23 protein-coding genes and 3 tRNA genes are annotated in these 17,188 nt (G+C 28.8%); 15 read left to right on the top strand and 11 right to left on the bottom strand.

What is annotated here, in order from left to right; all coding sequences use genetic code 11:
* The first annotated feature begins 3 nt into the window (after positions 1-3).
* From ACTT9L_RS05160 to truA, 5 genes are read left to right on the top strand one after another with little or no spacing between them, the layout of a single operon-like run.
* Entirely contained in the window at positions 4-186 is a 183-nt protein-coding gene (locus tag ACTT9L_RS05160) for a hypothetical protein (RefSeq protein ID WP_440928250.1), read from the top strand.
* Complete coding sequence (locus tag ACTT9L_RS05155) at positions 161-1,924, top strand: hypothetical protein (RefSeq protein ID WP_440928249.1); 1,764 nt, start codon at positions 161-163, stop codon at positions 1,922-1,924. The genes ACTT9L_RS05160 and ACTT9L_RS05155 overlap by 26 nt, the downstream gene beginning before the upstream one ends.
* A gap of 21 nt (positions 1,925-1,945) precedes the next feature.
* Complete coding sequence (gene def / locus ACTT9L_RS05150) at positions 1,946-2,458, top strand: peptide deformylase (RefSeq protein ID WP_440928248.1); 513 nt, start codon at positions 1,946-1,948, stop codon at positions 2,456-2,458.
* 9 nt (positions 2,459-2,467) lie between these two features.
* Positions 2,468-3,391, top strand: a complete 924-nt coding sequence (gene fmt / locus ACTT9L_RS05145) for a methionyl-tRNA formyltransferase (RefSeq protein ID WP_440928247.1) — start codon at positions 2,468-2,470, stop codon at positions 3,389-3,391.
* Entirely contained in the window at positions 3,391-4,131 is a 741-nt protein-coding gene (truA, locus tag ACTT9L_RS05140) for a tRNA pseudouridine(38-40) synthase TruA (protein WP_440928246.1), read from the top strand. Before fmt ends, truA begins: the two co-directional genes overlap by 1 nt.
* Here the strand turns inward: truA and ACTT9L_RS05135 are convergent.
* Genes ACTT9L_RS05135 through rpmH form a run of 10 tightly spaced genes read right to left on the bottom strand, consistent with a single transcriptional unit; the run spans position 4,111 to position 11,500 of the window.
* Positions 4,111-4,602 (bottom strand): SET domain-containing protein, encoded by a 492-nt coding sequence (locus ACTT9L_RS05135; RefSeq protein ID WP_440928245.1) that lies wholly within the window; start codon positions 4,600-4,602, stop codon positions 4,111-4,113. The two genes, truA and ACTT9L_RS05135, sit on opposite strands and share 21 nt — an antisense overlap.
* A gap of 33 nt (positions 4,603-4,635) precedes the next feature.
* A complete protein-coding gene (locus ACTT9L_RS05130; protein ID WP_440928244.1) occupies positions 4,636-5,565 on the bottom strand; it encodes a histone deacetylase family protein in 930 nt (309 codons plus the stop codon).
* Entirely contained in the window at positions 5,562-6,719 is a 1,158-nt protein-coding gene (gene dapE, locus ACTT9L_RS05125; RefSeq protein WP_440928243.1) for a succinyl-diaminopimelate desuccinylase, read from the bottom strand. The genes ACTT9L_RS05130 and dapE overlap by 4 nt, the downstream gene beginning before the upstream one ends.
* 1 nt (position 6,720) lies before the next feature.
* The gene (gene dapD / locus ACTT9L_RS05120) at positions 6,721-7,548 is read right to left on the bottom strand and encodes a 2,3,4,5-tetrahydropyridine-2,6-dicarboxylate N-succinyltransferase (RefSeq protein WP_440928242.1); all 828 of its coding nucleotides are present in this window, start codon (positions 7,546-7,548) and stop codon (positions 6,721-6,723) included.
* A 4-nt stretch (positions 7,549-7,552) separates the two neighbouring features.
* Positions 7,553-8,224: a pyrimidine 5'-nucleotidase gene (locus ACTT9L_RS05115; RefSeq protein WP_440928241.1), complete on the bottom strand. Its 672-nt coding sequence runs from the start codon at positions 8,222-8,224 to the stop codon at positions 7,553-7,555.
* Entirely contained in the window at positions 8,221-9,069 is an 849-nt protein-coding gene (gene argB / locus ACTT9L_RS05110) for an acetylglutamate kinase (protein ID WP_440928240.1), read from the bottom strand. Before argB ends, ACTT9L_RS05115 begins: the two co-directional genes overlap by 4 nt.
* 14 nt (positions 9,070-9,083) lie before the next feature.
* Positions 9,084-10,763: a membrane protein insertase YidC gene (yidC, locus tag ACTT9L_RS05105; protein WP_440928239.1), complete on the bottom strand. Its 1,680-nt coding sequence runs from the start codon at positions 10,761-10,763 to the stop codon at positions 9,084-9,086.
* Positions 10,763-11,014 (bottom strand): membrane protein insertion efficiency factor YidD, encoded by a 252-nt coding sequence (gene yidD, locus ACTT9L_RS05100; RefSeq protein WP_440928238.1) that lies wholly within the window; start codon positions 11,012-11,014, stop codon positions 10,763-10,765. Before yidD ends, yidC begins: the two co-directional genes overlap by 1 nt.
* Positions 11,014-11,355: a ribonuclease P protein component gene (rnpA, locus tag ACTT9L_RS05095; protein WP_075484842.1), complete on the bottom strand. Its 342-nt coding sequence runs from the start codon at positions 11,353-11,355 to the stop codon at positions 11,014-11,016. The genes yidD and rnpA overlap by 1 nt, the downstream gene beginning before the upstream one ends.
* A gap of 4 nt (positions 11,356-11,359) precedes the next feature.
* Positions 11,360-11,500 (bottom strand): 50S ribosomal protein L34, encoded by a 141-nt coding sequence (gene rpmH, locus ACTT9L_RS05090; protein ID WP_023854404.1) that lies wholly within the window; start codon positions 11,498-11,500, stop codon positions 11,360-11,362.
* A 98-nt stretch (positions 11,501-11,598) separates the two neighbouring features.
* Between rpmH and ACTT9L_RS05085 the strand changes: the two genes are divergently transcribed.
* Positions 11,599-12,318: a TVP38/TMEM64 family protein gene (locus tag ACTT9L_RS05085; RefSeq protein ID WP_440928237.1), complete on the top strand. Its 720-nt coding sequence runs from the start codon at positions 11,599-11,601 to the stop codon at positions 12,316-12,318.
* A 2-nt stretch (positions 12,319-12,320) separates the two neighbouring features.
* Here ACTT9L_RS05085 and ACTT9L_RS05080 read toward each other — a convergent pair.
* Positions 12,321-12,394: transfer RNA gene (locus tag ACTT9L_RS05080), tRNA-Thr, on the bottom strand.
* Positions 12,395-12,495: 101 nt separating this feature from the next.
* On the opposite strand from ACTT9L_RS05080, the gene ACTT9L_RS05075 reads away from it, so the two are divergent.
* From ACTT9L_RS05075 to ACTT9L_RS05035, 9 genes are all read left to right on the top strand, one after another.
* On the top strand, positions 12,496-12,696 hold the full coding sequence (locus ACTT9L_RS05075) for a hypothetical protein (protein ID WP_440928236.1): 201 nt from the start codon (positions 12,496-12,498) through the stop codon (positions 12,694-12,696).
* Between the two features lie 90 nt (positions 12,697-12,786).
* A complete protein-coding gene (gene dcd, locus ACTT9L_RS05070) occupies positions 12,787-13,338 on the top strand; it encodes a dCTP deaminase (RefSeq protein ID WP_440928235.1) in 552 nt (183 codons plus the stop codon).
* Between the two features lie 3 nt (positions 13,339-13,341).
* Positions 13,342-14,619 (top strand): UDP-N-acetylglucosamine 1-carboxyvinyltransferase, encoded by a 1,278-nt coding sequence (murA, locus tag ACTT9L_RS05065; protein WP_440928234.1) that lies wholly within the window; start codon positions 13,342-13,344, stop codon positions 14,617-14,619.
* Positions 14,616-15,005 carry a DUF2948 family protein gene (locus tag ACTT9L_RS05060; RefSeq protein WP_440928233.1) on the top strand — a complete coding sequence of 130 codons (390 nt, stop codon included), beginning with the start codon at positions 14,616-14,618 and terminating at the stop codon, positions 15,003-15,005. Before murA ends, ACTT9L_RS05060 begins: the two co-directional genes overlap by 4 nt.
* Positions 15,006-15,007: 2 nt before the next feature.
* Entirely contained in the window at positions 15,008-16,291 is a 1,284-nt protein-coding gene (hisD, locus tag ACTT9L_RS05055; protein WP_440928232.1) for a histidinol dehydrogenase, read from the top strand.
* A 2-nt stretch (positions 16,292-16,293) separates the two neighbouring features.
* Positions 16,294-16,509 carry a translation initiation factor IF-1 gene (infA, locus tag ACTT9L_RS05050; RefSeq protein WP_023854397.1) on the top strand — a complete coding sequence of 72 codons (216 nt, stop codon included), beginning with the start codon at positions 16,294-16,296 and terminating at the stop codon, positions 16,507-16,509.
* Between the two features lie 4 nt (positions 16,510-16,513).
* Positions 16,514-16,588 (top strand) — tRNA-Phe (locus ACTT9L_RS05045).
* A gap of 80 nt (positions 16,589-16,668) precedes the next feature.
* Complete coding sequence (locus ACTT9L_RS05040; RefSeq protein WP_023854396.1) at positions 16,669-16,881, top strand: cold-shock protein; 213 nt, start codon at positions 16,669-16,671, stop codon at positions 16,879-16,881.
* A gap of 231 nt (positions 16,882-17,112) precedes the next feature.
* Positions 17,113-17,187, top strand: a tRNA-His gene (locus tag ACTT9L_RS05035).
* The last annotated feature ends 1 nt before the right edge of the window (position 17,188 follow it).

The following is a 17,188-nucleotide window of genomic DNA, read 5'->3' as shown; positions in this document are numbered from 1 at the left end:
TATATGCAATTCATTAAAAACACAAGTTCAGGCAAAGCAAGTATCATAGGACTTGTGATTAGATCTATAATTGGATTAGGGGTTATTTTAGGTATTATTTTTTTTCTAAGTACAATTGATTTTCCTGCACCTAAAAAAGAAATTGAAAAAATCATTCCAAATGAAAATTTTAAAATTGTTAAATAAGAAAATTTTTTCAACTATATTAGTTTGTCTTATTTTTTTTACACCTGTATTTGCAGAAGAGAAACCAATTGATATTTGGAATCTAGAAAAAAAAGATAATCAGGTTATTACAGAAACAAATATTTCAAGCGAAAACACTGTAAACACTACTCAGAATAGTGTTTATGAATTACAAACAAATAAACAAACGGACACAATTAAACTTGATAAAGAATTTTCATCAAAAGAAATTAAAATTGTTGGTTTATATGATCCAAGTGAATACGGCTTAAGTATGGATATGTGGTTAAATTCAGATGGAACAAAATTAAAAATTTTATTTCAGAATATTAATAAGTTTAATCTTTCAGAAGATGCATCTGATATAATGCACATATCTTTATTAACCAATGCTTATTCCCCAACTCAAAACATTACTGAGCAAGAATTTATGAGCTTTAAATCTAACTGGTTAATAAAAGATGCAAACTTAGAATTAATTGAAGAATATTTAATTAAAAATCAAATAATAAATTTGCACCCTAATTTAGCAAGATATTTGGTAGATACTTACTTATCAGAATCAAACATAAAAAAGTCATGTGAGATTTTTTCTAAAAATACAGAACCTATCCAAGACGAATATCTGTCTAAATTTAATTTATATTGTTTAATCAATTATGGAAAAAATGAAGAGGCACAACTAATTTTAGATTTAAAAAAAGAGTTAGGTTTCGAAGATAATTATTATGAAAACAAAATAAATTATTTATTTGGATATCTAGATGAGGCAGATAAAGAAATTTCAATAAACTCAATTTTAGATTTTCATTTAGCTCACAGAACTAACCCAGAGTTTTCTTATGAACCGAATGAAGATACACCTAAAATAATTTGGAAATATCTTTCAGCTGCTAATTTACTTTTTAAAATTCAAGATATAGAAATTACTAATGTAGAAAAAATTTCCACTATAGAAAAAGCTGTTAATGATAAAAATTATTCTGAAGAGGAGTTATTCGAATTTTATAAAAAATTCCAATTTAATATTAATCAATTTTTAAACGCAAAAGAGGCATATAAGTCTCTATCTTCAATCGAGGGGCGTGCTCTTTTATATCAAAGAACTCTTTTAACAGAAGAACCAAAAATCAAATTAGAATTTATAAAGATTTTAAAGGATCTATTTATATCTGATGGTATAGGTGATGCCTTTGATTTAGAACTAAAAAAATTTTTAAGTGACATTAATGTTGAGGATGTCCCGTCAAATTTTACAACTTTTTATAATAGTAATTTAAAAGAGAAAGAGACAGTAGATAAAAAGATTAAATATAATAGTAAAATTTTACATCAATCAAAACTTATAAATTATTTTAATGGAGACTATGCAAAATCTAAAATTGAGGAAGATTTAGACAAATTTTTAAAGAAAATTAAAAAGGATAAAAAATATTTTTTATCAAAAAAAGATATAATTTTTCTAGAGGCACTTAAATCTGATGGAGTTAAAATTTCAAAAAAATATGAAGGTCTATATGAGGTCAAGCGATCAGAAATGCCTATAGATATTCAAACAATGATAGACAATAATGAGATTGGTGCTGCGTTGTTGAGAATAATTGAGGTAATTGGACCTGATAAAATTGAAAATATTGATGAAGATACAGTTTATTTTATTATCAATACTTTAAATCAATTAAATGTTGATTTAATTAGAAATAAACTATTATTAAAAGTTCTTCCTTTAAAAGTATAAAAATTATACTAAAATCAAGTTATGGCTATCAGAACTATAATAACAGAACCTAATAAATTACTTAGGCAAATATCTAAACCAGTCAATAGTGTTGGTATAGAAGAACAAAAATTGATGGATGATATGCTTGAGACAATGTATGACGCAAACGGAATTGGTCTAGCAGCGATACAAGTTGGTGTACCAAAGAGGATTATTGTAATGGATATAAGTAAAGATGAGAATAAAAAAGAGCCAAGATATTTCGTAAATCCAGTTATTAAAAATAAAGATCCAGAAAAAGCAACCTATGAGGAAGGATGTCTTTCTGTGCCAAATCAGTTTGCAGAAATAGATAGACCTAGTAAGTGTGAAGTAGAATATCTTGATTATGATGGAGAAAAGAAATTGCTAAAAGCCGATGGCCTTCTGGCAACATGTATTCAGCATGAAATGGACCATTTAGAGGGAATCCTATTTATTGATTATCTTTCAAAATTAAAAAGGTCAATGATAATTAAAAAATTATCAAAATTAAAATCTACTTCTGTATAAGCTTAATCAATGCTAAAAAAAATAGTTTTTATGGGTACCCCCATGTTTGCTGTTCCAATTTTAAAATCGCTTTATCAAAATGGATATCCTATTTCTTGTGTTTATACACAACCACCTCAAAAATCTAAAAGAGGTCAAAAAATTAACAAGTCACCAATTCAATTAATTTCGGAAACTTTAAATATAGAATTTAGATCACCAAATTCATTAAAAGAAAATTTAGAGGAATTAGAATATTTTAAATCTTTAGAGGCAGATTTGGCAATAGTTGTTGCTTATGGTCAAATTATACCAAAGTCATATTTAAAATTAACTAAAAAAGGATTTATTAATATACATGCATCTATTCTTCCAAAATGGAGGGGTGCTGCTCCTATTCAAAGATCAATTATGAATTTAGATAAAGAGACAGGAATTAGTATTATGAAAATAGGGGAGGAACTAGACACAGGACCGGTATGTAATGTTTATAAAATTAATATTGAAAATAATTTAAATGCTGAAGATATTAATGAAAAGCTATCAAGTCTGGCTGCAGAGAAAATTTTAGATAATATAGATGATATTTATGAGGATAAAGCAAACTTTGTAGAACAAGATCACTCATCAGCGACATACGCATCAAAAATTCAAAAATTTGAGGGGCAGATTAATTGGAAAGAAGATGCTAAAATTATAATTGGTAAAATAAACGGACTTTATCCAGTTCCAGGTGCTTATTTCATGTTTAACGGTGAGAGATATAAAATATTAAAAGCAGAAATTGGACAAGCACAAGGAAAACCAGGTGAGGTTTTATCTGACCATTTAGAAATATCGTGTGGAGATAAAAAATCAATAAAAATTAAAGAAATACAACGACAAGGAAAAAAGCCTCAAAGTATTGGTGAATTTGTTTTAGGAACACAAATTAAAAAAGGTTCATTTTTATAATGAATAGATACCAAATATTTATTGAGTATGTAGGGACAAATTTTAGAGGCTGGCAAATTCAAAAAAAAGGCCCAACAATTCAAGGATTAATTCAAGAAAAATTATCAAAATTATTAAAAGAAAAGATTATTTTATATGGTCAAGGAAGAACTGATGCTGGGGTTCATGCATTTGAGCAATCCGCACACTTTGATTGCAAAATTAAAATAATTGATACAATTAAATTTTTAAAATCTATAAATCATTTTTTAAATTTAAAAGACATTGCAATTAAAAATATTAAAAAAAGAAACAATAAATTTCATGCTAGATATTCAGCAAAACAAAGAATTTATAAATACTTTATTTTTAATCAAATAAGCCAACCCATAATTGAAAAAAATAGAGCATGGCATGTTCGTAAGTCTTTAAATTTAGAATTAATGAAAAAGGGTGCAAAAAAGTTATTAGGAACCCATGATTATTCAACTTTTAGATCATCAAGCTGTAACGCTAAAAGTCCAATTAAAACTATAAAATCAATAAATATTAAATCATCAAAAAACAAAATTGAATTTCAATTTAGTTCTCAATCTTTTTTACAAAATCAGGTTAGATCTATGGTTGGTTGTTTAAAATATTTGGGGGAAAAGAAATGGGATTTGAAAACTTTTGAAAAGAGATTTAAGTCAAAAAAAAGAACACTGTGTGCTCCTCCAGCACCACCAAATGGTTTATTTTTATTTAGGGTTCTTTATTAATTTATTTTTATTGCTCATAGCAAACTTTTTATTTATTCGCCATCTAGACTCAGCTCTTAAAATATATCCACAACAGTTTTTTGATTTACATTTACAAGGAAATTGTTTGTAGTTTTCATCATAACCAAATCCATAATCACAGGTAAACTCTTCACCTTTTTTAATATCTTTGATTGCTTTGACCCAAATTTTCAATCCCTTTCCATCGTAATCACAATTATTATCACAAGAATGGTTTATTAAACCTGCGGTATTCCATGGAAAATCTCCATCTAGATCGTATCTTTTATTTATTGTGAATAAATATATTGGTTTATTATTATCGTATTTATCAGAATCTTGTGTTTGTTTTTTTGTTATAAGTTTTCCGATATAGTCAATTATTTTGGTTCCCTCTTTAATGTCACGAGTTGCATAAAGTCCTTTACCTTTATTATCAATTTCAGACTTTTTTATTTTATATAATTTCATGAAAATTTTTATTTAGAGTTTTATTAAGATTTATCAATTAAATTCTAAGAAAGCATCAACATGTCTTTTAGTGCTGTCTCGAAGTGCATTTAGGTCATAACCGCCCTCTAAAATTGAGACAACTTTTCCATTACAAAACTTTTTAGAAGTTTCCAATAATCTTTTAGTAATAGTAAAATAATCCTCTGTTTTTAAATTAAATTGAGCGAGAGGGTCATCTTCATGTGCGTCAAAACCAGCGCTAATTAATATAAACTCTGGTCTAAACTCTTCTAATTTTTTTAATACACGGTCAAATACATTTAAATATTCTTCTGAACTTATGCCAGCTGGCAAAGGTATATTAAAGATATTATTAAATTTACCTTTTTCTTGTTCAGAACCAGTTCCTGGGTAGTAGGGATATTGGTGAGCTGATATAAAAAGAACATTTTCATTTTCATAAAAAATATCCTGTGTTCCATTACCGTGATGTACATCAAAATCTATTATTGCAACTTTTTTATATTTATATTTTTTCAACAAATAATTTGCACCGATACTTACTGAATTTAAAATGCAAAAACCAGCTGCTTTATTTTGTGAACTATGATGTCCAGGAGGTCGAACACCACAAAATGCATTTCTAAATTCTTTTTTTTCTACTCCATCAATTGCAGCAATTATTGATCCAACTGCATCGAAAGTTGCATCTTTGCTTCCAGGTGAAATGATTGTATCACCATCAAGTGAAGAGAAACCTTTTTTTGGAAAAGAACTTTTTAATAACTTTAAGTAATTCTTTTCATGTGTGGTTAATAGAATATCATCTGAAACTTTAGACGGTTTCTTCCATATAAGATTTCTATTATTAAGTTTTTTAAAATTTTCTACTATGACTGATACTCTAGCTATTTGTTCTGGATGCCCAGGACCTGTATCATGATTTTGAGATGTATCTGATGTAATAAAACCAGTTTTCACTTAAAGTAATTATCTAAGATTTTAGTATAAATTAAAGTTAATCTTTTTAAATCAGATAAGGACACACATTCTCCTACCTTATGCATAGTTTTTCCTACTAATCCAAATTCTAAACATGGAGCTATTTTTCTTATAAATCTAGCATCTGAAGTACCACCAGTTGTTGATAATTTTGGTTTAATTTTAGTAACTTTTTTAATTGTATTTTGAATCATAAATGTAGTTTTGTTAGGCTTAGTTAAAAAAGCTTCACCAGAAACACTATACTCTATTTCATATTTTGATTTATTATTATTACAAATTTGTTTAATTATTTTGTTTATTTTATTCTTTAATTTATGTGATGTATGTTTGTTATTAAATCTAATATTAAAAGAAGCACTAGCTAATCCTGGAATTACATTATCAGCTGAATTATCAATATTAATTTTTGTTATTTCCAAATTTGTAGGTTGAAAATCCTTTGTACCTTTATCAAATTTAATTTCTTTTAACTCTTTGAGTATTCGAACTAAAGCTGTTGACGGATTGTTAGCTCTATTTGGGTAAGCGACATGACCTTGAATACCAATGACAGACAATTTTCCGGTCATACTACCTCTACGACCAATTTTTATCATTTCTCCTAATTTATTTGGATTTGTAGGTTCTCCAACCAAACAAAAATCTATTTTTTCTTTTCTTTTTCTCAAATACTCAACAACTTTTTTTGTTCCATTAATTGCAATTCCTTCTTCGTCCCCAGTAATTAGAAGGCTAATAGACCCAGCGAATTTTTTATTTATTTTAGAAAAATTACTTACCGCAGTAACAAATGCAGCTATTGAGCTTTTCATATCATTTGCACCTCTGCCGATTAAGTATCCTTTCTTAACAGTAGGTTTGAATGGATTAACAATCCAATCATTCAAATTACCAGGTGGTACTACATCCAAATGACCAGCATAACAAAAATTTGGACTTGCGGTACCAAGTCTTGCGTAAAGATTTTTTACAGGATAACTATTTTTATCTTTAAACTCGAGAATTTTAGTTTTAAAGCCGATTTTTTTTAATTTTTTTTCCAAAAATTTAATAACACCGGCATCAGTTTTTGTAATAGATGGAAACCTAATTAGCTCTTTAGCTAATTGTAATTCATTTATTGTTTGCATTTTAATCTCTTAAAAGATCGTTAACTGATGTTTTTGATCTCGTCTTTTCATCAACTTGTTTAATTATTACCGCACAATACAAAGATGGTGCTTGTGGATTGTTTTTATCTGGTAAGGATCCTGGAACTACCACTGAATAAGGTGGAATTTTTCCATAAGTTATTTCACCAGTTTTTCTATTAACAATTTTAGTAGATTGCCCAATATACATCCCCATACTCAGAACAGAGCCTTCCCCAACTATTACGCCTTCCACTACTTCGGACATTGCGCCTAAGAAAACATTATCTTCAATAATTGTTGGTAATGCTTGAGCAGGTTCTAATACACCTCCAACGCCAGTGCCAGCTGAGATGTGACAATTTTTTCCAATCTGACAACAGCTTCCAGCACGACTAAACGTGTCCATCATCGTCCCTTCATCAATATATGCTCCGATATTTACATAACACGGCATCAAAACCGCATTCTTTCCTATAAATGATCCTTTTCTTACTGGTGAATTTGGCACCATTCTAAAACCAGCTTTTTCATGATCTTCTTTTGTCCATCCAGCTGTTTTTCCTTTAAGTAAATGAGCTTTGTCATACCAGCTGCTGTATGGACCATTTAAATTTTCCATTGGATACATTCTAAAGCTTAACATGATAGCTTTTTTAAGATGCTGATGAGTAACCCATTCGCCGTTGATCTTTTCAGCTACTCTTGCTTTTCCACCATCTAAATCATCAATAATTTGATTAACAGCATCCTTTAAAGATTTATCTGAATTTTGGCCTACTTGGTCTTTATTTTCCCAAGCTTCGTTTATAATTTTTTCTATACTCATAATTTTATGAGTTTTTTAATAACCTTATTTCTTTTAAAAATAAAGAAAGATTTTCTATTTTGTAATCAATGTATTCTTTATCAGACTCTTTTTTGCCCCAGTATTCATCATTGATTAACCAAACTGTTTTTGCCCCTCTTTCTTTTCCAATAGATAAGTTTTTTGCGATATCTTCAATATAAATGGTTTCACTTGGATCGATTTGAAATTTTTTGACCATAAGATCAAATGCTTTTGCCTCAGGTTTTGGACTGTATTCAGCATCAACAATATCAAATACTCCATCGAATTGATCTTCAATTCCTAAATGAGTAGTTATATTTTTCACGTGTTTTTTGCTACCATTTGTAAACACAAATTTGTTTAGATTAATATTTTTTAGCTCATTCTTTAAAACAGTATCTTTTTTTAAAAAATCTAAATTAATATTGTGCACGTAGTCTAAAAATTCTTCTGGAGGTATATCGTGATGTATCATTAAACCATTAAGACTAGTGTTATATTTGTGGAAATAATTTGTTTGTAATTCTTTTGCTTTTTTTAAATCTACATTTAATTTATTTGAAATATATTGAGTCATTTTTTTACTTACTTGACCGAATACCCCTTCAAGATCACTGTAGAGTACGCCATCACAATCAAATAATATGTTTTTGATATTCTTTAATTCTTTCATTGTCTTATTAGAGTTCCAGAACCCTTATCAGAGAATATTTCCCATAAACATGAATGTGGCTTTGTGCCGTTGATAATACCAACTGCTTTCACACCATTATTCACTGCATCTAAGCATGCGTTTATTTTAGGTATCATACCTTCTGTAATTGTTTCATCTTTAATCATTTCAAGAACCTTAGATGAAGAAATTTCATCTATTAATTTCTTATTTTTATCTAAAACACCGTCAACATTCGTCATTAACAATAGTCTTCTAGATTTTAAAGATTTTGCTATAGCCATTGCAGCTGTATCTCCATTAATATTATATGTTTGGTTTTCTTTACCCAATCCTAATGGTGAAATTATAGGAATTTTATTTTGATTAATTATATTTAGTATTTGCTGAATATTAATCTCATTTGGTATTCCTACAAATCCTAGTTCCTCTGCCTCTGGTATAGTTTTAATAATATTATTATTTTTTGTGTGAATAGAGATTGCTTCTGTTCCTTTGTTTTTTAAAGAATTAACAATGTCATCGTTAAAATCGATCAAAACAGCTTCAACAATATCAATTATATTTTTATCAGTTACTCTCAATCCTCTTATAAATTTTGATTGAATATTTGATTTTTCTAGCTCTCTTTTAATTCTAGGTCCACCACCATGAATTACCACAGTTGCAAGGCCTAATTTATTTAAAACACTAAGATCAGTTATAAAATTATTAAATACGTTTCTATCAATTAAAACATTTCCACCGTATTTAATTACTATTAAATCATTTTTATATTTTTCAATATATTTAGTTACTTCATTAATTGGTGGCCCATCTTTAGGTAATATCTTTTCAAGGTCCATTTATTATTTTTTAATTAGGTTACAGTTTTAACTGTTGTACGTTTCATTATTACAACCTGCTGAGCCATTGTTAAAATGTTATTAACTGTCCAATAAATTACTAGCCCACTTGGGAATGGTGCAAGAATTACTGTTAAAAATAGAGGGAAGAACATAAATATTTTTGCTTGCATTGGATCTGTTGGAGCAGGATTTAACTTTTGTTGCACCCACATTGATACCCCCATAGCAACTGGCCATGCTCCAATTACAAGGAAAGAAGGTACGTCATAAGGAAACAATCCAAATAAATTAAATATAGAAGTAGGATCCTTAGCACTTAAATCTTGGATCCAACCATAAAAAGGCATATGACGCATTTCTATTGTTACAAATAAAACTTTATATAAAGCAAAAAATACAGGTATTTGAATCAGAATTGGTAAACATCCAGACATAGGATTAACTTTTTCCTTCTTGTAAAGAGCCATCATTGCTTGTTGCAGTTTCATCTTGTCATCTTTGTGTACTTCTTTTAGTCTTGCCATCTCAGGCTGAAGAGCTTTCATTTTAGCCATGCTTCTGAATGAAAAATTAGCAAGTGGAAAAAATGCTACACGAATACAAATAGTAACAGCAATAATTGCCAATCCATAATTACCGAATATTTTAAAGAAATATTCTAAAGCAGTAAACAAAGGACGTGTTAAAAAATATAAGAAACCCCAATCAATCGTAAGATCAAATTTATCAATTTTTAATGATTCTGCGTACCCATCAATTACATCAACTCTTTTTGCAGCTACTATTACTTGCAAGTTTTCTTCTATAGAGGAGTTTCCAGTTATTTCTAATGGTTCTGTTGTAACAAAGTTTATTCTATACTTGTTTTTGTAATCCATTGTAGTTTTAAATTCTTTTTCTCTCGGTGGAATTAGAGTTGATATGTAATATTTATCTCCTAGACCTAACCACCCTTTTTGGGCAGTTCTTGAAAATTTTTTCTCTTCAATATCGTCATAATCTTCCTCAATTAATTCTTCATCTAATGTAGCGATTGGGCCTTCATGAAGAATGTAAAAATCGGTTAAACCTTCAGGGATTTGATTTCTTATAATTTGTCCATAAGAATAGAAGTCATAGTTTTTGTCAGTAGAATTTATAACTCTTTGTTTTATTGTGAATAAAAACTTATCATCTAATGCAATTTCTTTTTCAAAAGTAATACCTTGATCATTAGTCCAACTTAGTTTTATAGGAGATTGATCAGTTAATTTATTATTTCCATAAACTGACCAAATTGAGTCTGCATTTGGAATATCGATATTTTTATCAGTAGTTATAAAACCACTTTCTATTATATAACCTTCTTTAGAGCTTCGTGGTGCAAGAAATTTTACTTTTTCATCACTTTCTAAACTAACATTATATTCTTTGAAGGTTAGATCATCTATTGCGGCTCCTTTTAATGAAATAGATCCAACAATACTTTGGTTCTCAAATTGAATTCTTTCACTTTGTTGTAGTGCTTCTTCTCGTGAAATTTCGGCTAAATTTTCTTTTTGATCAAGACTAGGCGCATCTGAATTCTGTTCAGTCTTAGTTTTTTTAGTTAAATTTTCTTTCGTTACAGGAGGTGGTGCAAAAAATAGAGAGTATAATATAATTACAGCAGCTGATAAACTTATGGCAGCAATTATATTTCTAGTTTCCATTATTTATTGTCCTTCATTTCTTTTTTAACTGGATCAAACCCTTCGCCACCCCCTAAAAATTTTATTGGATGGCAGGATAAAATTCTTTTTATACTAATTAATAAACCTCTAAAAAAACCGTATTCTTTTAAAGCATCTATGCTGTATTCAGAGCACGTTGGTAAATATCTACAAGAATGACCCAATAATGGACTAATCAAATATTTATAAGCTTTGATAAATTTAATTAAAATTAAAGTAAATATATTCATTATTTTATTTTTGCAAAATCCTGAAAAAGAGTTTCTTTTATAATTTTGTATTCATTATTTAGCATAGAAGACTTGGCTATAACAAGAAATGAATAATCAAAGTTTATCTCTACTTTTTTAACAGCTTCATTCATAATGTTTCTTAATCTTCTTTTAATTTTATTTCTCTTTACTGCATTACCAATTTTTTTTTTAGTCACAAAACTGATATTTAGTCTTTTTTTATCTTTATTTAATAATTTTCCAAAAAAAATACTTACGTATTTATTGGTAATCTTTTTTTGTTTAAGTAAATTTTTAAATTCCTCGTTTTTTGAAAGAGCAAGTATTTTGCTTTTCATTATTCTATACAGAAACTGTTAGTGATTTTCTTCCTCTTGCTCTTCTTCTAGCCAAAAGTTTTTTACCACCTTTGGTTTTCATCTTTGATCTGAAGCCGTGTTTACGAGCTCTTTTTTTGTTTGAGGGTTGATAGGTTCTTTTCATAAGTGTAATTCGATTAAATTATTGTTAAAATTTGGCTCTTTATATTAACTTAATTTATAAATAGCAATTAGAAGATTTAAATTTTATTATTAATATTTATGGAAAAAACAAAAAAAATCAAAATTTTTATTGCTTTATTCTATGTTTCAGCTGTTTTATTATTTTTATATTTTTTCTTTACTAAGTTTTCCCTAGAAGAACTAACTAGTTATGATTTTATTAAAAATAATAGAGATTATTTTTTTGAACTCCGTGAGGCAAATATATTTTTAATAGGTTTTTTATTTTTTTTATTCTGTGTTATTTGGACTCTTGCTTCAGGGTTTGCTACTCCAATAGCTCTTTTTGCAGGTTTCGTTTTTGGAAAATGGATTGGTGTGTCTCTTGTTGTTCTAGGTATGTCTATTGGAGCAACAGGTGTATATTTGTTTGCTAATTTTTTTTTAAAAGATATTATAAAAGAAAAATTTCTTGATAGGTATAAAAATCTAGAAGAAAAATTCAAAAAGTCAGAATTTAATTATTTATTAATTTATCGTTTTGTAGGTGGAATACCATTTGCTATTTCTAATATTTTACCTTGTATTTTTAATGTCAAAGCAATTAATTTTTTCTTTGCAACCTTGGTTGGTATCGTGCCCCAAGTATTTATTTGGGTTTCTCTTGGTAGCGGGCTAGAAAAAATTATTGATCAAAATGAAGAGGCTCCTGAATTTGGTGCTTTAATTTCATCTCCAGATATTTATGTTCCTATAATTGCTTTTTTGTTTTTGGTATTAATTACAGTAATAATAAGAAAATTTTTTTATAACAAATAGTTTGGTGCCCCCACCAAGAATCGAACTTGAAATTTATCCTTACCATGGACACGTTATACCGTTTAACTATGGGGGCGATAAAAAGTTTTTATAATTTATTGATAATAAAGCATTTTTTACAAATTATTGCCTTAATTTTTTGATAATTTTGATTTATATCTGTTTGAAATAAATGTTATGGGAATTCATTACGATTACAAATCAACTAAAGGTAATAAGCTTATGGAAAAGCAAGCTAAAAGAGAAAAAAAGCTTGCAGAAAAAAAAGCTAAACGTTTAGCTAAAGAAGGCCCCCAAAAAAAAGAGGAAAAAACACCTGCATTAGATCCCAACAAACCAATTTCTTTAGATTTCCTTACTAACCCGAATAAAGAATGAGTTCTAAAGATAAAAATGAGCGTTTAAGCTTAGCGCTTAGAAAAAATTTAAAGAAAAGAAAGCTTTTTCAAAAAAAGAATAAAAAGAAAAATGATACTAAACGATAAGCAAATAATAAAATTAGCAGAGGAAGATGAAATGATTAGTCCTTTTGTGAATAAAAGTGTTGCTAATGGAATTAGTCATGGTGTTAATCCATTTGGTTATGATCTTCGTTGTGGATCTGAATTTAAAATTTTTACAAATATTAAAGGAGCTACAGCGGATCCAAAAAATTTCAGTGAGGATAACTTTATTACAGTAAAAGATGAAAAGTCTATTTTAATCCCACCCAATAGCTTTGCACTTGCTGCAAGTCTTGAATATTTTAAAATGCCAAGAAATGTTACTGGTCTTGTGACAGCAAAATCAACTTATGCAAGGTGCGGTTTAGGTGTTCCACCAACGGTATTAGAGGCAGGTTGGGAAGGTGTTTTAGTTTTAGAATTCTCAAATCATACTTCAAATAGTATTAGGCTTTATGCAAATAGTGGTGCAGCCCAAATTCTTTTTTTTCAAGGAGAACAGCCAGAAGTTTCTTATGCTGACAGAGATGGAAAGTATCAAGGTCAAACGGGAATTACTTTAGCAAAATCAAAATAATTTATGGATAAATTTTCTATCACTGGTCCTTGTCGAGTGATGAGAGGTGAAGTTTCGATTTCAGGCGCTAAAAACGCTGCTTTACCAATACTTGCTGCAACACTCTTGTTTGATAAACCTGTAATAATCGAAAACTTACCTAGAGTAAGAGATATCGATACAATGCTGAACTTATTAAAATCTCTTGGATCAAAAGTTCAATTTTTAAACAATAAAAAAATAGTAAAAATTACAAAGACGAAAAAGCAAAAGCAGTTTGCATCTTATTCAATTGTGAAAACAATGAGAGCAGGAATACTCGTGCTTGGACCGTTAGTTGCCAAATATCATAAGTCTATCTCCAGTTTTCCTGGTGGATGTGTTTTGAATGGTAATTCTGGTAGACCAATTAATTTACATTTGGAGGCCTTAAAAAAACTTGGAATGAAATATGAAATAAAAAAAGGATATATACATGCTAAATCTAATGGTAAATTAAAAGGTAATAAGATTAAGTTTTCAAAAATTAGCGTAGGTGCTAGTCAGCAATTAATAATGAGCTCAGTTTTGGCAAAAGGTAAAACTTTGTTGTATAACTTAGCATGCGAACCAGAAATTTTAGATTTAACAAATTTTTTAATTTCTGCAGGCGCTAAAATTAAATGGATTGGTAAAAGAACCTGTCAAATCATTGGTGTAAATTCTCTAAAAGAAACAAAATATTCAGTAATGGGTGATAGAATTGAAACTGGAACTTTTTGTGTTGCAGCTACACTAGCAAAAGGAGATTTATTAATTAAGAATTTTGATCCAAAGTTAATTAAAACTGAATTAAATATATTAAAAAAAGTTGGAGCAAAAATTAAATTATTCAAAAATAGCATTCATGTCAAAGGACCAGAAAAAATAAAAAGTATAAGAAATATTACCACCAAGGAGTACCCTGGATTTCCTACAGATCTTGCCCCTCAATTTATGGTCCTTCTTTGTAAGGCTAGTGGTATAAGCTCAATTACAGAAAATATATTTCAAGGTAGATTTTTACATGCAATGGAGCTTCAGCGACTTGGAGCCAAAATAACTATAAAAAACAGAACCGCAAAGATAGAAGGTAATACAAACTTTATAGCAGCAGAAATAATGTCAAGTGATTTAAGAGCATCGGCTGCTTTAGTGCTTGCTGGTATCGTTTCAAAAGGCAACACAATAGTGACGAGGGTTTATCATTGTGACCGAGGTTACGAAAATTTTGAAAATAAACTAAAAAAAATTGGTGTTAAAATTAAAAGATTTAAAAAGTGAAATATTTAGCCAAAATAATTGCAAGTGATCAAGAGGGATTACAGATGATTTCAGCTTGCAGTTCAGCAGCTAAAGTTAAAATTTCAGATATTAAGTACCTTGCATTTAATAAAGTATTTTTATTGTCAATTGAGAGAGTTAAAGTCGAAAATGAAAATGAGGATAAAAAAGTTAATAGTATCTTGAGGTTTGATTTTGTTGATAAAGTAAGATCTAAGAACATAGATCAAACAAAACAAGGAGCGATTTTAGAATTAGTAGGTATAGATTATTTGAAAAATAATGATGTTTATGAAATAAATCTTATTTTTAATAATAATTCTCATATTGCTTTAACTACAGAAACAATTGAAGCAAGATTAGAGGATCAAAGTGAAATTAAATAGCTATGAAGATATTAAATAGTAAAAGTAAAAATTTTGATAAATTATTAGATAATTTGCTTTTACAAAGAAAAAAAAAAATTCAATCAAACTCTGTTTCTGTAACAAATATTATTAAAGATGTTAAAAAAAATGGAGATAAAGCATTATTAAAATACGAGAAAAGATTTAACAAAAACAACATAATTATTCCAAGCTCAAAACAAATAAAAAAATCTATAAATTCACTTGATAAAAAAGTAAAGAAAGCAATTGATACGGCTTATAATAGAATTTATAAATTTCATTCACTTCAAAAATTTAAAAATATTTCTTATAAAGATAAATTAAAAAACAAACTTGAATATAAATATGTACCTTTAGAGTCTGTGGCAATTTATGTTCCTGGTTCTACTGCCTCATACCCATCCAGTGTATTGATGAATGCTATCCCAGCAATTGTAGCAGGTGTTAAGAGAATAGTTATGATTAATCCAGGCCATAAAGGAAAACAAAATCCAGCCGTATTATATGCAGCAAAAAAATGCAAAATAAAAGAAATCTATTCAATCGGGGGTCCTTCAGCTATTGCAGCAGTATCCTATGGGACTAAAAAAATTAAAAAAGTTCATAAAATAGTTGGACCAGGAAACGCATATGTTGCAGCAGCAAAAAAAGAAGTTTTTGGTGTTGTTGGAATTGAAGGTATGACTGCAGGTCCCTCAGAAGTGACTGTTGTTTGTGACAAATTTTCAAATCCTGAGTGGGTTGCAAGTGATTTAATTGGACAAGCTGAACATGATATTCTTGCACAATGTATTTTGATTTCAAAAGATAAAAATTTGCTAGATAAAATAAAAATTGAAATTACTAAACAATTAAAAGAAATTCCAAGAGCTTCTGTTGCAAGAAGAAGTTTGATTAACAATGGAATTCTTATGTATATTTCTTCAGATGCTAAAATAACAAGTGTTGTAAATAAAATTGCACCAGAACATTTAGAATTAAATATTAAAAATTATAAATCGTTAGTTCCAAAAATTAAAAATTCAGGATCAATATGTTTAGGAAAATATGCAGTGATGGCAATGACTGATTATAATGTTGGATCAAACCATGTATTACCAACTAATGGTTCTGCAAAATACTCAAGCGGTATAAGTGTAAATGAATTTTATAAAAGGATTTCATACATAAACTTATCAAAAAAGGGTATTGAAAGTCTTGGACCATCAGTTATAACACTTGCAAATTACGAAGGGTTGGTTGGACACGCTCAATCTGTAGTAAAACGAATTAGGAGAAAATAAATTTGTCAAAACAAGACTTACTGGAATTTAAAGGTACGGTGATAGACCTACTTCCTAACGCTATGTTTAGAGTAAAATTAGAAAATGGACATACCGTTACTGCCCATACAGCTGGTAAGTTAAGAAAAAACAGAATTAGAGTTCTCCAAGGTGATAATGTGACAGTTGAAATGACACCTTACGATCTTACTAAAGGAAGAATTATATTTAGGGGATAAATAAGGCTGAGTAGCTCAGGAGTAGAGCAGAGCCCTGAAAAGGCTTGTGTCGGAGGTGCGAATCCTTCCTCAGCCACCACCACAAAGTTTCATCTTGAAATAATCGTAAAAGAAATTAACTTCAATAGATAATAAATAACAAAAGGACTAAGAAATAAGATGAGTACACTACAAGGAAAAATTAAATGGTATAATGGTAAAAAGGGATATGGCTTCATAGAAAGAGATGATAAAGAAAAAGATGCCTTTGTTCACGCCTCAGCGGTAAAAGCTGCTGGTATGAGATATCTCAATGAAGGTGATAAACTTGAATTCACTTTAGAAGATGGTCCCAAAGGTCCTTCTGCAGTTAATTTAAAAAAAATAGACTAATTTAGAAATTATTTTAAAGGGCGTTTTATTTATCAAATAGATAAACGTCCTTTTTCTATTTAGAGCTTGAATATTAATTTTTTTTGTCTAAAAGACTGCTCATGAATATAAATATTACATACAGAAAGACTTTTAGAAGTACTCACAGAAACTGTTTCCATAGCCAGTAGGCTATTTATTTATATTATAATTTTAAATTCACATAAAATAAGATAAAAACATAGAGGATAAGCCCGGGTGGTGTAATGGTTAGCACGGAAGTTTGTGGAACTTTAAGTTTGAGTTCGACTCTCAGCCCGGGTACCAA

It is taken from the genome of Candidatus Pelagibacter sp. (assembly GCF_052049675.1).
In the GTDB taxonomy this organism is placed as follows: Bacteria; Pseudomonadota; Alphaproteobacteria; order Pelagibacterales; family Pelagibacteraceae; genus Pelagibacter.
This window is presented reverse-complemented; position numbering and strand designations above follow the sequence as displayed.

What these genes read in the sequence shown, in the direction of transcription:
- ACTT9L_RS05160 (WP_440928250.1), top strand. Translation starts at nt 4, where the DNA reads ATGCAATTCATTAAAAACACAAGTTCAGGCAAAGCAAGTATCATAGGA.
- ACTT9L_RS05155 (WP_440928249.1), top strand. Translation starts at nt 161, where the DNA reads ATGAAAATTTTAAAATTGTTAAATAAGAAAATTTTTTCAACTATATTA.
- def (WP_440928248.1), top strand. Translation starts at nt 1,946, where the DNA reads ATGGCTATCAGAACTATAATAACAGAACCTAATAAATTACTTAGGCAA.
- fmt (WP_440928247.1), top strand. Translation starts at nt 2,468, where the DNA reads ATGCTAAAAAAAATAGTTTTTATGGGTACCCCCATGTTTGCTGTTCCA.
- truA (WP_440928246.1), top strand. Translation starts at nt 3,391, where the DNA reads ATGAATAGATACCAAATATTTATTGAGTATGTAGGGACAAATTTTAGA.
- ACTT9L_RS05135 (WP_440928245.1), bottom strand. Translation starts at nt 4,602, where the DNA reads ATGAAATTATATAAAATAAAAAAGTCTGAAATTGATAATAAAGGTAAA.
- dapE (WP_440928243.1), bottom strand. Translation starts at nt 6,719, where the DNA reads ATGCAAACAATAAATGAATTACAATTAGCTAAAGAGCTAATTAGGTTT.
- dapD (WP_440928242.1), bottom strand. Translation starts at nt 7,548, where the DNA reads ATGAGTATAGAAAAAATTATAAACGAAGCTTGGGAAAATAAAGACCAA.
- ACTT9L_RS05115 (WP_440928241.1), bottom strand. Translation starts at nt 8,224, where the DNA reads ATGAAAGAATTAAAGAATATCAAAAACATATTATTTGATTGTGATGGC.
- argB (WP_440928240.1), bottom strand. Translation starts at nt 9,069, where the DNA reads ATGGACCTTGAAAAGATATTACCTAAAGATGGGCCACCAATTAATGAA.
- yidC (WP_440928239.1), bottom strand. Translation starts at nt 10,763, where the DNA reads ATGGAAACTAGAAATATAATTGCTGCCATAAGTTTATCAGCTGCTGTA.
- yidD (WP_440928238.1), bottom strand. Translation starts at nt 11,014, where the DNA reads ATGAATATATTTACTTTAATTTTAATTAAATTTATCAAAGCTTATAAA.
- rnpA (WP_075484842.1), bottom strand. Translation starts at nt 11,355, where the DNA reads ATGAAAAGCAAAATACTTGCTCTTTCAAAAAACGAGGAATTTAAAAAT.
- rpmH (WP_023854404.1), bottom strand. Translation starts at nt 11,500, where the DNA reads ATGAAAAGAACCTATCAACCCTCAAACAAAAAAAGAGCTCGTAAACAC.
- ACTT9L_RS05085 (WP_440928237.1), top strand. Translation starts at nt 11,599, where the DNA reads ATGGAAAAAACAAAAAAAATCAAAATTTTTATTGCTTTATTCTATGTT.
- ACTT9L_RS05075 (WP_440928236.1), top strand. Translation starts at nt 12,496, where the DNA reads ATGGGAATTCATTACGATTACAAATCAACTAAAGGTAATAAGCTTATG.
- dcd (WP_440928235.1), top strand. Translation starts at nt 12,787, where the DNA reads ATGATACTAAACGATAAGCAAATAATAAAATTAGCAGAGGAAGATGAA.
- murA (WP_440928234.1), top strand. Translation starts at nt 13,342, where the DNA reads ATGGATAAATTTTCTATCACTGGTCCTTGTCGAGTGATGAGAGGTGAA.
- hisD (WP_440928232.1), top strand. Translation starts at nt 15,008, where the DNA reads ATGAAGATATTAAATAGTAAAAGTAAAAATTTTGATAAATTATTAGAT.
- ACTT9L_RS05040 (WP_023854396.1), top strand. Translation starts at nt 16,669, where the DNA reads ATGAGTACACTACAAGGAAAAATTAAATGGTATAATGGTAAAAAGGGA.